The organism is Photorhabdus sp. RM323S (genome assembly GCF_042879375.1).
Lineage (GTDB): Bacteria > Pseudomonadota > Gammaproteobacteria > Enterobacterales > Enterobacteriaceae > Photorhabdus > Photorhabdus tasmaniensis.
The window spans coordinates 50,562-64,832 of record NZ_JBHFKZ010000014.1; the positions used below are offsets into that span (position 1 = coordinate 50,562).

Consider the following 14,271-nt stretch of genomic DNA (forward strand, 5'->3'; position numbering starts at 1 on the left):
GAAGATCTTGTGATGAACCTCTGCCAGCGGAGTGAGCTGTATATAGTTGGGAAATAGACGTTTTTGGGAGAGTTAGATGTAGCCTTTTATCGTGCGTTGTTTCCATCATAGCTTAATTTATTTTTTTCGTTAATTGATAGTTTACTACTGATTAAACGACGTTGTTCTAAAGCTTGCTTTAGAACAACGGGATCAACTTGAGTGCGGTCGCTCATAATTGCATCTTTTATCGATTCATCTACCGCTCTGCAAATTTCAGCATAACTTAAATCTAGTACATGCTTTTCTAATCCACTTTTACGGAAAGGCTTAGGTATAAAAGAACCTAAACGAGACTTAATCAAGTTCAAGGCTTGTTCTAAAGTAGGTAAGTGATATTCAATGACATCATCAAAACGCCTGAACAGTGCATAATCCAATATTTCAGGATGATTTGTTGCAGCAATGATTATGCTATTTGAGGTGTCTTGCTCAATCATTTGAAGAAAACTGTTCAGTACTCGACGAATTTCACCAACATCGTTTGCAAGACTACGCTGGGAACCAATAACATCAAATTCATCAAAGAAATAAACGCCCCGAATATCAGCGATTGCATCAAACACTTGCCGAAGTTTAGACGCTGTTTCTCCCATGAATTTTGTAATTAAGGCATCAAAACGAACTTGGAACAAGGGAATACCTAACTCACCAGCGAGAGCCGATGCAGTCATCGTTTTTCCTGTTCCCGGTGGGCCAACAAGCAGTACTTTTCGTCTGGGTGACAATCCATGCTCTTTGATGCGAGACATCATCCGCTGTTCTCTTATCAATCTTTGAAGCTGTATATTGGCAGATTCATCCAATACTACGTCAGATAGGCGATAAGCAGGGTGGCTTACATTAAGTAAATTACCAAGATCAGTACGATTTTTAGCGGCATTGGCTAATGGAACTAATTTACCGCCCTTATCATTAGCGAGTTTTACTTTCGCTTTGTCCAGTAAATTTAGCAGATCCTCTGCCAATCTACCGTGTCCTTGTTTGGCTTCGTGCGCAGCAACTTGCATAGCAACTGAATAAAAATGGCTATCATCGCGACTGATGTACGATTTGATAAGTGCCTTGAGTTGCTCTGCGCTTGCCACGTTGATATTCCTATCTTTTGCTTGCCTGAAATTCACTTGCATATTTCTAGGAGTTTAGCAAGTAAGCCGATACAGAGTAAACGTAATAATGCTTGTGTTTTTAGTCTTTAAAGGCTGAGAAAGTATATATAAAAAATATTTTCAAAATCCAATTTCTAGTTGTCTTAGCAGAGAAATAGGTAAAAAAACCAAATATTAAATAAAAAACCAATATTTTGGATGATTATTCCGTCTATCGACGCTTTTACACCCAATTGTATGCCTACTGACCGCCCGGTTACGGCTGCAACGTCACTAGGAATTGTGACAACCACTGCCCCACCCTGTTGACGTAAACGTGTGAGAGAAATCGATTGCATAATTGACTTGGCAGATAAACACATACATAGCCATATTGATACATATAACAGCCTATGCCGTTCAGCTATGGTCTTATGTGTATCTCACATGGAAAGTTTTTATAAGGAGTTAGTGAAGAATTTCATTTCAGATATAGAAATAATGGGCGGATTCACATGATAAGTGCAACATCGTTAATCTAGAAGTAAACATGTTCGTATTCCCTTAAATAATTCATGTCGCTACTTTTCAAATCATTTCCGTGCCCTATTAACGCTTAAATATCCATCTCCCCCAAATACTAAAAGTTCGCTTTGCTCCCAATTAGCATTTGGGAAAGAGAATTCCACAGTTTTATTAAACTCAAATAATCCGATGCTTCTCTAACTGAACCTGTCGGGCTGCTTCACGAGCCATACGTCTCTTACGAGCATCACAAGGTTCTGGGCAATCACACACTTTCTCTACCCCAATGCTGCTTAAACCCCCACAGCTCCCTTGTATGCTTTTACGTTTAATCATATAACCTAATGACATTCCCGCAAAAGCCAGCAGGAAAAAGATGAAGGTTGCAATAAATACTTTTAACATTCCCTTCTCCTTTCATTGATTTTTCTGTAAGTATGGCTCAAAGGCTTTACTATAACGCTCTTCAAAGCCATTTTTTGTCTTTACAATCATAAAAACCGGGATATTCAAGCTTTCTGCAACTTTCAATCCTTTTTCCGGCCCTAACACATTCAACCCGGTAGAAAGCCCATCAGCACTCATGCAAACCGGTGCAACTACAGTAATAGAGACCAGATTATGCGAAATAGGATCACCTGTTTTTGGATCAATCGTGTGTGAATAGCGCACACCATCTTGTTCAAAATAGTTACGGTAATCGCCAGAAGTAGCAATCGACATATTTCCAGGCGTTATCACCTCCTGAGCACTTTGTTCCATTCCGGTATCAGAAGGCTTTTCAATCGCAATCCGCCACGGCAGATCTTTACCATTATGGCCTGATGTACGAACTTCACCACCAATATCAACCATGTAATCGTTGATATTCTGCAATTCCAGATATTCAGCAACAACATCTACACCATAGCCTTTAGCGATAGATGACAAATCGATATACAGCTCCGGCACTGTTTTAATCAGATTATTGCCTTCCACCGCCAGCTTCTCAATCCCCGTCCATTCACGACGTTTTTCCAGTTCACTTTCAGAAGGTGCTTTCGTCACACGGCCTTCAGGGCCAAAACCCCATAAATTCACCAACGGCCCCACTGTTACATCCAATGCACCATCCGTTAATCTATTAATACGGATCGCTTCTTTGACCACTTTTGCTGTCGCCGGTGATACAGGGAATAGCTTGTTAATTTCACGACTTTGATTAAAACGACTCAATTCAGAATCAGGACGATAAGTTGACATCTGGTCGTTAACCTCTTCCAGCAAACGATCAATCTCTTTTTGCAAAATTTCTGGCGAGGGGGCCGACGAGCCAGTGACAAATTTAATGGCGTAATAAGTCCCCATCGTTTGCCCATGAATATTTTGCTGCTCCTGACCATCACATGCTGCCAACAACAGTACTGCAAACATTAACGCTATCCAGCTACTTATCTTTTTACGCACAATTCATTACCCTTCCTGAACCACCAGCGCCCACAATTTGTGGGCGCCAGCATTAAATCAAACTGTTTATGGCCTATCAGCCACCGAAATCATCCAGCATGATGTTTTCATCCTCAACACCAAGATCTTTTAACATCTTGATCACTGCGGCATTCATTACCGGAGGTCCACACATGTAGAATTCGCAATCTTCCGGTGCCGGATGGTCCTTTAAATAGTTTTCAAACAAAACGTTATGGATAAAGCCGGTGTAACCATCCCAGTCGTCTTCAGGCAATGCATCAGATAGCGCCACATTCCAGGTAAAGTTTTCATTTTCAGCCGCCAGCTGATCGAAATCCTCGGTATAGAACATTTCACGTTTAGAACGAGCACCATACCAGAAGCTGATCTTACGTTTTGAATTCAATCGATTAAGTTGATCAAAAATATGAGAACGCATAGGTGCCATACCCGCGCCACCACCGATGAAAATCATTTCCGCATCAGTATCTTTTGCAAAAAATTCACCGAATGGACCAGAAATAGTCACTTTATCACCGGATTTCAGTGACCAGATATAAGAAGACATAATTCCCGGCGGCGCTTGCGAATCCCTTGGCGGTGGCGTCGCAATCCGAACGTTAAGCATGATAATGCCGTGTTCTTCTGGGTAGTTCGCCATTGAGTAAGCACGAACTGTCGGCTCTTTCACCTCAGAAACAAAACGGAACAAGTTAAATTTATCCCAATCTTCACGGTATTCTTTCGGCACATCATAATCTGAGTAACGAGCAATATGTGGTTGAGCTTCAATCTGAATATAGCCACCAGCACGGAAAGGCACGACTTCCCCATCAGGGATTTTCAGTTTTAGCTCTTTGATGAAAGTGGCCTTGTTATCGTTGGAGATAACTTCACACTCCCATTTCTTAACACCAAATATCTCTTCCGGTAATTTGATTTTCAGGTCCTGTTTTACATTAACCTGACAAGCCAGACGGCAACCCTCTTTTGCTTCACGCTTACTAATGTGAGAAAGCTCTGTTGGCAGAATATCGCCACCACCATCTTTAATCTTTACACGGCACTGACCACAAGAGCCACCACCACCACAGGCAGAAGAGACAAAAATGCCCTGGCTTGATAACATATTCAGCAACTTATCACCGGCAGGAGCGGTAAAACTCTTTTCCGGATCGCCGTTAACTTCAACTTTAATATTCCCGGTGTTAACTAACTTTGATTTTGCGAACAAAATCAGGGCCGTTAGTACCAACACAATCAGGGTAAACATCACTACGCCTAAAATTATTATATCCATGAACGCTTCTCGCCTTTATAACTGCACACCAGAGAAGGACATAAAACCCAATGCCATCAAACCCGTGGTGACAAAGGTGATCCCCAATCCTTTCAGACCTGCCGGAACATCAGCATATTTCATTTTTTCACGGATAGAAGCCAGCAAAACAATTGCCAGCATCCAGCCTATACCGGAACCAAAGCCATATACGATGGATTCAGAAAAGTTATAGTCACGCTGCGCCATGAAAGAAACACCACCAAAAATTGCACAGTTAACCGTAATCAGTGGCAAAAAGATGCCGAGCGCGTTATAGAGTGAAGGGAAATAACGATCGAGGATCATTTCAAGAATCTGCACTAATGCCGCAATCACGCCGATAAAAGTAATAAAGTTCAGGAAGCTGAGATCAACCCCTTCAACCAATGCACTGTCACGCAAGACAAAGTTATAAACGAGGTTATTGGCAGGAACAGAGATCCCAAGAACCACCGTTACTGCAATACCTAAACCAAACGCTGTGGTGACATTTTTCGATACGGCCAAAAAAGTGCACATACCGAGGAAGAAAGCCAACGCCATATTCTCAATAAAGACGGCACGAACAAACAGGCTTATAAAATGTTCCATGTTGTCAGTTACTCCTTCTCAGCCTGCGCCGGTTTCAAAGTCCTCAGACCCCAAATCAGCATACCAATAATGAAAAACGCGCTGGGTGCCAACAGGAACAAGCCATTAGGCTGATACCAGCCACCATTCTGTACGGATTCCATAACGGTAATACCGAACAATTTGCCAGAGCCAAACAACTCACGCAGGAAACCAACCAGTACCAGAATAACGCCATAACCCAGCCCATTACCGATACCATCCATAAAACTCTCAATAGGGGGAGACTTCATGGCATAGGCTTCTGCACGCCCCATGACAATACAGTTAGTGATGATAAGACCAACGAATACAGACAATTGCTTGGAAATCTCATAAGCATATGCCTGTAAAATTTGGTCTACGACGATAACCAATGATGCAATGATTGCCATCTGTACAATGATCCGTACACTGCCGGGGATGTAATGACGGATCAATGAGATAAAAAAGCTAGAAAATGCGGTAACCAACGTCACAGCGATTGTCATCACCAACGCAGTTTCCAGTTTGGTTGTTACAGCCAGCGCGGAACAGATCCCCAAAACCTGCAATGCAATCGGGTTGTTATCCAATAATGGCCCAAGCAGGACGCGTTTTATTTCTTTACTATCAGCCATCTTTCAACGCTCCTTCGCGTACTTTTTTCAGGAACGGACCAAAACCGTTATCGCCTAACCAAAAATCAAACATATTCTGCACACCAGCAGAGGTCAGAGTCGCACCAGACAAGCCATCAACACCATAAGGATTATCGGCAGCAGCACCACCACGGACAATTTTGATCGCCGGATGGCCTTCATCGTTATACAGTTTTTTACCTATCCACTTTTTACGCCATTGCGGATTATCAACCTCACCACCCAGCCCTGGGGTTTCTCCGTGTGAATAATAGGTAATTCCGCGGGCGGTTTTGCCATCCACATCAACAGAGATAAAGGCATACATAACAGACCACAGACCAGAGCCATAAACAGGCAGAACGATTTCACTGGTTTTACCCTGTTCATCCTTCACCAGATAGATCTCCGCCATATTGGCGCGACGGCGGATTTTCGCCAGATCCTTCTCAGGAGGCAATGCAATACTGGTATCATCACTGCGCAACGCATCATTCAGGTTAAACTTGCCATGACTCTTTTCAAGCGTTGCCGTATCCAGATTCAGTAATTCAGCTTTAATACGACTTTTAAACGTTTCTTTAAGCTCATCAGCACTCATTTGGGGGGTTAATAACCCGGCAACATCAAGAATGTTACGCTGTTTATCCAGCAGTTTTTGTTCCTGTTGCTGAGATTTCAGCCCTACCGCCGAGCCTGCTACAACAATTGAACAAACGAGGCAGAGCACAAAAACAACGATAAACGTTCTGCCGATGCTGTCATTATTTTTTTGTTTATCATTAGCCACGGGCTTTTCTCCGCTTAATATTGGCTTGTACTACCAGATAATCAAACAATGGCGCAAACAGGTTGGCGAACAAAATCGCCAGCATCATGCCCTCCGGGTATGCCGGGTTAACGACCCTGATCAGAATACACATCACACCAATCAGAATGCCGTACCACCATTTACCTTTATCGGTAAATGAGGCGGATACCGGATCTGTCGCCATAAAAATCATACCAAAAGCGAAACCACCCAGAACCATGTGCCAATACCACGGCATAGCAAACAACGGGTTAGTGTCTGAACCGATAGCATTAAACAGATAGGAAGTTGCGACCATCCCCAACATGACACCAGCGACAATGCGCCATGAAGCAATGCGGGTAAAGAGAATGATTGCCCCACCGATGAAAATCATCAGCGTAGAAACTTCACCAATAGAACCCGGAAGATTGCCAATGAAAGCATCCATCCAGGTAACAGGCTGACCGGTAACGGTATTCACTAATCCTTGGCTACCACCAGCAGCCCACTGAGACAACGGGGTCGCCCCGGAAAAACCATCAGCCGCAGTCCATACCAAGTCACCTGAAATTTGTGCAGGGTAAGCAAAGAATAGGAAAGCACGACCAGCCAATGCCGGGTTCAGGAAATTACGACCGGTACCGCCGAAGACCTCTTTCGCAATCACAACACCAAATGTAATACCCAGCGCCGCCTGCCACAGGGGAATTGTTGGCGGAACAATCAACGCAAACAGAATAGAGGTAACGAAGAATCCCTCGTTAATTTCATGTTTACGGATAATGGCGAACAGGACTTCCCAGAAGCCACCAACAACAAATACAACCGCGTAAATAGGCAAAAAATAAGTTGCCCCAAGCAACATTTTACTGCCCCAACCCGCATCAGGTGTCAGTGAGGCACCAAGGAGTTGAGCAACACGATAGTGCCAGTCAGATGCCAGCAATTGTTGCAATTCTGCACCATTGTATAAATGATGCAGTGCAGGTAGCGCCTGTTGACCTACGTTATACATTCCCCAGAACATTGCCGGGAATACCGCCAGCCATACTGTGATCATCATACGTTTTAGATCGATAGCGTCACGGACATGGGCACGGCCAGAAGTAACGGTACCTGATGTATAGAAAATCGTCGTTATCGCTTCATACAACGGGTAATATTTTTCTAATTTTCCCCCGGGCTCAAAGTGGTGCTCAATTTTTTCAAACAAGTTTTTCAGGCCCATGGATCATCCTTCCTGCTCAATCTTAGTCAGCACTTCACGCAGTACCGGACCATATTCATATTTGCCGGGACAGACATAGGTACAAAGCGCCAAGTCTTCCTCATCTAACTCCAGACAACCCAGTGCCTGAGCACTATCGGTATCACCTGCAAGCAGATCCCGCAGCAAATGCGTTGCCATCACATCCAAAGGCATAACACGCTCATAGTTACCGATTGGCACCATAGAGCGTTCACCACCATTCATCGTGGTTGAAAAAGCAAAACGCTTATTCTTCAGGAAATGACCAATAGTAGTTCGAGTAACAGAAAACTTATCGGTGCCCGGCATGATCCAACCAAACAGCTCTTTTTCGCGGCCTTCACGCAAAACAGAAACTAAGGTGTGGAAACGTCCAAGATAGTGATGAGCATCATCTGACTGCGTACCACACAATACAGAGCCTGAAATAATACGGTTTTCACCCGCGTTCAATTGATCCTGAGTCAACTCAAGCAGGTCTGCACCCAAGCGGGTGCGTATAAGACGCGGCTTCTCAACTTGTGGCCCTGCCAGTGCTATAACCCGGTCAGTATAAAGTGTGCCGGTAGTGAATAACTTACCGATAGCAATCACATCCTGATACCCCAGGTGCCATACCGTTTTTGTCGCACTGACGGGTTCAATAAAGTGGATGTGAGTTCCAGCAAGTCCCGCAGGATGTGGACCAGAGAACTGATTATAAGTGATTTGTGCATTATTACCGGCATTCGGCAAACTTCCTGCACCGTGGCAAACATGAACTTTACCTTCGGTTAATCTGGTCAGCACATTCAGACCATCAACAAAAGCCTCTTCCTCGGTAGCGATAACCACCTGTGGATTTGCAGCCAGAGGCTGGGTATCCATTGCTGTTACAAAAATTGCTTTCGGCGAGGAGCCGAGAGCCGGGCTTTGACTGTAAGGGCGAGTACGCAGTGCAGTCCATAACCCAGAATCAATCAGATTCTTTTCTGCTTGTTCCCGGGATAACTGAGCAAGTTGGCAACGATCATAACGGTCAAAATCAACCTGCTCGTCTCCAGTTATCTCAATCACAATTGACTGAAAAACACGTCGCTCACCACGATTAATCGCAACGACCTGCCCACAGGCCGGACTGGTGAAAACTACCCCTGGATTCTTTTTATCTTCAAAAAGAATCTGGCCTTTCTTAACATGCTCACCTTCCTTAACCAACATAGAAGGACGCATTCCAACATACTCATCACCCAGCAGTGCTACATGGCGAATCGTCGGACCGTCTTCTATCACTTGAGCAGGCGCTCCTGCAATCGGGAGGTCGAGTCCTTTTTTAATTTTAATCATAAGATTTGCACAAGTTTATCAATTAAATCATATGCTACAGATTACCTGGTGGTAACATAGCCACTCTATAAAAAACCCCTTAAGTCACGAATCGTGCCCAGGTTATAATTCTCCGATAATTGTTACGATTTTCTTTTAATCTCAGGGCGGCAATTTTAACATCTCCCTCTTTCGACTGTCTGACTAATCAAGTGATTTAGTTCAAGCAAACAGGAATAATTTTGGCCCTGAACAATCAACAGATCGCAAAAAGCGAACTATTGTATCACCTTTCCCGACAACTGATTATTTTTTGATCTTGCAATCACTTTGCAGGATAAAATCATGGTTATTATTTTTTATTCACAAAATCGAACACTCATGGCAACCTTAAGCTAAATCCTAGGTTAGCCCACGACATCTCTATACGGTAGTCACATGAAAAAAACTGCTGCTTTTGCTGCAATAACATTGTTGTTTTTTAGTTCATTCCTACCTGTCTATGCTCAGGATACTTTAGTTCAACTTAAGCAAGGCTCCCCCACGCCACCCGGATATCCCATCTTTATCCAAATATTCAAAGAGGAGCGGATACTGGAGCTTTACACTAAAAATAATCATGGAAACTACCAACTGACTAAAAGCTACCCCATTTGCAATTACTCTGGTGGCCTCGGCCCTAAAACCACAGAAGGTGATTTGAAAAGCCCAGAAGGTTTTTATCGTGTAAAAACCAGTCAGCTAAATCCAAATAGTCGGTATTACCGATCTATTAATCTCGGTTTTCCAAATGAATACGATAAATCCAGAGGCTACTCCGGCAACCATTTAATGATCCACGGCGAGTGTAAATCTGTCGGTTGTTACGCGATGACTAACGGTTACATGGATGAGATTTACCATTATGCAGAAAGTGCATTATTGCGCGGACAGTGTGAAATTGATATCAGCATTTATCCATTCAGAATGACACCGAAGAACATGTTACGCCACCGCTCATCCTCCCATTATCTATTTTGGCTGCAATTACAACCGGCCTATGAGTATTTTGTCAAAAATAACCGGCCGGCAGCGATTAACGTCATCAATGGTCAATATTCGGTTAACTCAACACCTTATAAATCGCCATCTTTGCAGAATCAATCACGATATGCGCTCACCAAGATGAAATAGCGCATAATCACCCGGCTCAATCCGGTTCCAGGACTCATTGCCAGTTAAAGGTTGAGTCACAATGACAGAAACGACATCATCCGGCTGAGTGTGCTGTTGGAAATCAATTTCAACATCCTGATCCAAAAGTTTTGCTTTGCCAAACGGCGCACGACGGGTAATCCAATAAAGATGGGTTGAACAATATGCCATCACAAAACACCCATCTGACAGCAGCATATTGAATACACCTTTTTTCCTGAGTTCATCCGCCAGTGAAGCAATAAAACGAAAAACCGCAGGCCAGTTAGAGGGAGTCCTTGGATATTTTTGTGAAAGTTGATGTAAAATCCAGCAAAAAGCATGTTCGCTGTCAGTTTGCCCGACAGGCCGATATTGACCGGTTTCAAGCCGCCGATAACCCTTAAGTTGCCCATTATGGGCATAGGTCCAATTGCGCCCCCACATCTCACGGATAAAAGGGTGGGTATTTTCCAACGCCACATTACCCCGGTTAGCCTGCCGGATATGCGAAATCACCACTCTGGATTTAATCGGGTACTCTTGTACAAAACGGGCAACGGGTGAATGGCAACCTGGTTGATGATCTTTAAATGTGCGACAGCCCCGCCCCTCATAGAAAGTGATCCCCCAACCATCTTTATGAGGCCCGGTATGACCGCCACGCTGAATCAGACCACCTAAACTAAAGCAGATATCTGTTGGCACATTTGCACTCATGCCAAGTAACTCACACATTGCCCACCTCTGTAGCCGGTAAAATCAAGCTCTAACCATCTCTTTTTCAATAAGTTGAATCAGGATATGAATAACTTTGATATGAATTTCCTGAATACGATCTGCATAGCCAAAATGTGGGACACGAATTTCCACATCCGCCACACCGGCCATTTTACCGCCATCTTTACCTGTCAGCGTAATCACTTTCATGCCTTTTAAACGGGCAGCTTCAACGGCTTTGATAATATTGCCGGAATTACCGGAAGTGGAGATACCCAGCAAGACATCCCCTACTTGCCCGACCGCTTCCACATAACGGGAAAAAACGAATTCATAACCAAAATCATTACTGACGCAGGAAAGATGGCTGGCATCAGAAATCGCAATCGCCGGATAGCCCGGACGGTTTTCACGGTAACGGCCTGTCAATTCTTCCGCGAAATGCATTGCATCACAGTGCGAACCACCATTACCGCAAGACAGTACCTTGCCACCCGCTTTAAATGAATCAGCCAGTAATACCGCCGCTTTTTGAATCGCTTCAATATTTGCATCGTCACTTAAAAACTTTGCCAGCGTATCTGCGGCTTCGCTCAATTCACTACGGATCAGGTTTTGATACATAGGTTCCTCATTTCAGTCAGGTAATCTTTAATGTTATGCCGAATGGCAGTTTACCGGATCAAGAGTATTGAAAGAAGACGCCATCCCATTTTAGGGAAATTAATCCACTCCCGATTACCACGAGTTTGTGAGCTACATTGTAATTAAGATGTAAATATATTGCTAAAAACAGTTTCCTGGTCTAAAAAGAGAAGAACACCAACAGGTCAGACCTCTGATGACTTACCCGACCCTGAGATTAACCAGGAGCTTTTATTATGACCACATTGAGTATCATTCTATTTTTAGTCTTGATTGGGATACTTTGTTATCACAAAGTCAATCTCAGCCTCAGCAGCCTACTGCTCCTCGTCTATACCGCCTTAATGGGCGCTATTGATGCATGGAGCTACTGGATGTTGCTACCCATGGCCATCATTCTATTCCCGCTGAATTTTGCGCCAATGCGTCATTCCTTATTTACTGTTCCGGCATTAAAAGCCTTCCGTAAGGTGATGCCAAGTCTATCCCGCACGGAAAAAGAAGCGCTTGATGCCGGCACTACCTGGTGGGAAGGCGAACTGTTCCGCGGTGAACCCGATTGGAAAAAACTACATGATTATCCAAAGCCTCAGTTAACCGCGGAAGAACAAGCATTTTTGGATGGACCGGTAGAAGAAGTCTGCCGCATGACCAATGATTTCCAGATAAGCCATGAACTTGCCGATTTATCACCTGAGTTATGGAACTACCTGAAAGAACACCGCTTCTTTGCCATGATTATTAAAAAAGAATATGGCGGCCTGGAATTTTCAGCTTATGCGCAAGCACGGGTATTGCAAAAATTGGCGGGGACATCCGGCATTCTGGCCATCACCGTAGGTGTACCAAACTCCCTCGGCCCAGGTGAATTATTACAGCATTATGGCACCGACGAACAAAAGAACCGCTATCTACCAGGACTTGCCCGTGGTGAAGAGATCCCTTGTTTCGCTTTGACCAGCCCGGAAGCCGGCTCTGATGCAGGATCAATCCCGGATACCGGCGTAGTTTGTATGGGAGAATGGCAAGGCGAACAAATTCTGGGTATGCGTCTAACCTGGAACAAACGTTACATCACCCTTGCCCCTATCGCCACCGTACTTGGTCTGGCTTTCAAACTGTCTGACCCTGACAATTTACTGGGCGATACAAAAGAGTTAGGCATTACCTGTGCATTGATCCCGACAAATGTACCAGGAGTCGAAATTGGTCATCGCCATTTCCCGCTGAACATTCCATTCCAGAATGGTCCGACTCGCGGTCAAGATATTTTTGTACCTATCGACTATATCATCGGTGGACCGAAAATGGCCGGACAAGGCTGGCGGATGTTGGTTGAATGTCTGTCTGTTGGCCGTGGCATCACCCTGCCGTCAAACGCAACCGGGGGGGTGAAAAGCGTTGCTATGGCGATTGGCGCATACGCTTATATTCGCCGTCAGTTCAAAATGCCAATTGGTAAAATGGAAGGGATTGAAGAGCCGCTGGCACGTATTGCCGGTAACGCCTATCTGATGGACGCCGCTTCAACGCTTGCGACAACAGGTATCATGCTGGGCGAGAAGCCCTCCGTATTATCGGCGATTGTGAAATATCATTGTACTCACAGAGGCCAGCGTTCGGTTATTGACGCAATGGATATTGCTGGTGGTAAAGGTATTTGCCTTGGCCCATCCAACTTCCTTGCCCGCGCTTATCAGGGCGCACCTATCGCCATTACCGTTGAAGGTGCCAATATTCTGACCCGCAACATGATTATTTATGGTCAGGGAGCTATTCGCTGTCATCCTTATGTACTTAATGAAATGGCTGCGGTTGAAAATAACCGTATTAAAGATTTTGATAAGGCATTGTTTAGCCACCTCGGTCACGTTGCCAGTAACCTGTTACGCAGTTTCTGGCTTGGCCTGACCAATGGCCGCACCAGCAGCACACCGGTTAATGATGCAACCCGCCGTTACTATCAGCAATTAAACCGCCAGTGTGCCAACCTTGCGCTATTATCAGATGTGGCAATGGGGGTACTAGGTGGCAGCCTGAAACGTCGTGAACGTGTCTCCGCCCGTCTTGGCGACGTTCTGAGTCAAGCATATTTGGCTTCAGCGACCTTGAAGCGTTATGAAGATGAAGGTCGTCAAAAAGAAGATTTACCGCTAGTCCAGTGGGCCGTTCAGGATAGCTTGTATCAGGCAGAACAGGCGATAGATAATTTACTGCGTAACTTCCCGAACCGTCTGGTTGCAGGTCTGATGCGTGCTATTGTCTTCCCATTAGGACGTGTACATTCAGCCCCATCTGACCGTCTGGATCACAAACTGGCGCAGCTCTTACAACAACCTTCAGCTACCCGTGATCGCATCGGTCGTGGTCAGTTCCTGACACCGACCGAACATAATCCTCACGGATTATTGGAAGAAGCTTTGCACGATATTATTGCCGCAGAGCCGATCCACGCCCGCCTGAGCCGTGAAGCAGGTAAACGCCTTAGCTTTACCCGCCTGGATAAACTGGCGGAACAGGCACTGGCAGAGCATAAGATTTCGCAAGACGAGGCTGAAATTCTGAAACGCGCTGAAGCAAGCCGTCTGCGTTCTATTAATGTCGATGAGTTTGAACCAGAAGTGTTGGCTGTTCCTGCTCCAGTCGAAAAGCCAAGAACGCAAGCAGCCTGATACTGCTGATAACGAAAGAATGAACGTAATCACAGGGCGATACCTTAAAGTATCGCCCCATAT

At 44.7% G+C, this 14,271-nt stretch carries 13 protein-coding genes; 2 read left to right on the forward strand and 11 right to left on the reverse strand.

What is annotated here, in order from left to right; genetic code table 11:
- Window positions 1-86: 86 nt before the first annotated feature.
- The 9 genes from ACGF7G_RS08675 to ACGF7G_RS08715 all read right to left on the reverse strand — a co-directional run bounded on the left by ACGF7G_RS08675 (window position 87) and on the right by ACGF7G_RS08715 (window position 9,019).
- Window positions 87-1,127: an AAA family ATPase gene (locus ACGF7G_RS08675; protein ID WP_387464778.1), complete on the reverse strand. Its 1,041-nt coding sequence runs from the start codon at window positions 1,125-1,127 to the stop codon at window positions 87-89.
- Window positions 1,128-1,829: 702 nt separating this feature from the next.
- The gene (gene nqrM / locus ACGF7G_RS08680; RefSeq protein ID WP_133815284.1) at window positions 1,830-2,057 is read right to left on the reverse strand and encodes a (Na+)-NQR maturation NqrM; all 228 of its coding nucleotides are present in this window, start codon (window positions 2,055-2,057) and stop codon (window positions 1,830-1,832) included.
- Window positions 2,058-2,069: 12 nt separating this feature from the next.
- A complete protein-coding gene (locus ACGF7G_RS08685; RefSeq protein WP_387464839.1) occupies window positions 2,070-3,065 on the reverse strand; it encodes an FAD:protein FMN transferase in 996 nt (331 codons plus the stop codon).
- 109 nt (window positions 3,066-3,174) lie between these two features.
- Window positions 3,175-4,401 (reverse strand): NADH:ubiquinone reductase (Na(+)-transporting) subunit F, encoded by a 1,227-nt coding sequence (gene nqrF, locus ACGF7G_RS08690; protein ID WP_133815282.1) that lies wholly within the window; start codon window positions 4,399-4,401, stop codon window positions 3,175-3,177.
- Between the two features lie 15 nt (window positions 4,402-4,416).
- On the reverse strand, window positions 4,417-5,013 hold the full coding sequence (gene nqrE / locus ACGF7G_RS08695) for an NADH:ubiquinone reductase (Na(+)-transporting) subunit E (protein WP_023045063.1): 597 nt from the start codon (window positions 5,011-5,013) through the stop codon (window positions 4,417-4,419).
- A gap of 8 nt (window positions 5,014-5,021) precedes the next feature.
- Entirely contained in the window at window positions 5,022-5,651 is a 630-nt protein-coding gene (locus ACGF7G_RS08700) for an NADH:ubiquinone reductase (Na(+)-transporting) subunit D (protein ID WP_021322988.1), read from the reverse strand.
- Window positions 5,644-6,441: a Na(+)-translocating NADH-quinone reductase subunit C gene (locus ACGF7G_RS08705; protein WP_133815280.1), complete on the reverse strand. Its 798-nt coding sequence runs from the start codon at window positions 6,439-6,441 to the stop codon at window positions 5,644-5,646. Before ACGF7G_RS08705 ends, ACGF7G_RS08700 begins: the two co-directional genes overlap by 8 nt.
- Window positions 6,434-7,672: an NADH:ubiquinone reductase (Na(+)-transporting) subunit B gene (locus ACGF7G_RS08710; protein WP_387464782.1), complete on the reverse strand. Its 1,239-nt coding sequence runs from the start codon at window positions 7,670-7,672 to the stop codon at window positions 6,434-6,436. The genes ACGF7G_RS08705 and ACGF7G_RS08710 overlap by 8 nt, the downstream gene beginning before the upstream one ends.
- Window positions 7,673-7,675: 3 nt before the next feature.
- Window positions 7,676-9,019 carry a Na(+)-translocating NADH-quinone reductase subunit A gene (locus tag ACGF7G_RS08715; protein WP_387464784.1) on the reverse strand — a complete coding sequence of 448 codons (1,344 nt, stop codon included), beginning with the start codon at window positions 9,017-9,019 and terminating at the stop codon, window positions 7,676-7,678.
- Window positions 9,020-9,436: 417 nt separating this feature from the next.
- On the opposite strand from ACGF7G_RS08715, the gene ACGF7G_RS08720 reads away from it, so the two are divergent.
- Window positions 9,437-10,171, forward strand: coding sequence for a L,D-transpeptidase family protein (locus tag ACGF7G_RS08720; RefSeq protein ID WP_387464786.1), 735 nt, complete (start codon window positions 9,437-9,439; stop codon window positions 10,169-10,171).
- On the opposite strand, the gene ACGF7G_RS08725 is transcribed toward ACGF7G_RS08720, so the two are convergent.
- Both ACGF7G_RS08725 and lpcA read right to left on the reverse strand, forming a co-directional pair.
- On the reverse strand, window positions 10,142-10,909 hold the full coding sequence (locus tag ACGF7G_RS08725; RefSeq protein WP_387464788.1) for a class II glutamine amidotransferase: 768 nt from the start codon (window positions 10,907-10,909) through the stop codon (window positions 10,142-10,144). The two genes, ACGF7G_RS08720 and ACGF7G_RS08725, sit on opposite strands and share 30 nt — an antisense overlap.
- 24 nt (window positions 10,910-10,933) lie before the next feature.
- Window positions 10,934-11,515, reverse strand: coding sequence for a D-sedoheptulose 7-phosphate isomerase (gene lpcA, locus ACGF7G_RS08730; protein WP_387464790.1), 582 nt, complete (start codon window positions 11,513-11,515; stop codon window positions 10,934-10,936).
- Between the two features lie 257 nt (window positions 11,516-11,772).
- Between lpcA and fadE the strand changes: the two genes are divergently transcribed.
- Window positions 11,773-14,208 (forward strand): acyl-CoA dehydrogenase FadE, encoded by a 2,436-nt coding sequence (gene fadE / locus ACGF7G_RS08735; RefSeq protein WP_387464791.1) that lies wholly within the window; start codon window positions 11,773-11,775, stop codon window positions 14,206-14,208.
- The last annotated feature ends 63 nt before the right edge of the window (window positions 14,209-14,271 follow it).

Bases quoted from the DNA above. Each gene is read 5' to 3' on its own strand.
- nqrM (WP_133815284.1), bottom strand. From the start codon at position 2,057: ATGTTAAAAGTATTTATTGCAACCTTCATCTTTTTCCTGCTGGCTTTT.
- ACGF7G_RS08685 (WP_387464839.1), bottom strand. From the start codon at position 3,065: ATGTTTGCAGTACTGTTGTTGGCAGCATGTGATGGTCAGGAGCAGCAA.
- nqrF (WP_133815282.1), bottom strand. From the start codon at position 4,401: ATGGATATAATAATTTTAGGCGTAGTGATGTTTACCCTGATTGTGTTG.
- nqrE (WP_023045063.1), bottom strand. From the start codon at position 5,013: ATGGAACATTTTATAAGCCTGTTTGTTCGTGCCGTCTTTATTGAGAAT.
- ACGF7G_RS08700 (WP_021322988.1), bottom strand. From the start codon at position 5,651: ATGGCTGATAGTAAAGAAATAAAACGCGTCCTGCTTGGGCCATTATTG.
- ACGF7G_RS08710 (WP_387464782.1), bottom strand. From the start codon at position 7,672: ATGGGCCTGAAAAACTTGTTTGAAAAAATTGAGCACCACTTTGAGCCC.
- ACGF7G_RS08715 (WP_387464784.1), bottom strand. From the start codon at position 9,019: ATGATTAAAATTAAAAAAGGACTCGACCTCCCGATTGCAGGAGCGCCT.
- ACGF7G_RS08720 (WP_387464786.1), top strand. From the start codon at position 9,437: ATGAAAAAAACTGCTGCTTTTGCTGCAATAACATTGTTGTTTTTTAGT.
- ACGF7G_RS08725 (WP_387464788.1), bottom strand. From the start codon at position 10,909: ATGTGTGAGTTACTTGGCATGAGTGCAAATGTGCCAACAGATATCTGC.
- lpcA (WP_387464790.1), bottom strand. From the start codon at position 11,515: ATGTATCAAAACCTGATCCGTAGTGAATTGAGCGAAGCCGCAGATACG.
- fadE (WP_387464791.1), top strand. From the start codon at position 11,773: ATGACCACATTGAGTATCATTCTATTTTTAGTCTTGATTGGGATACTT.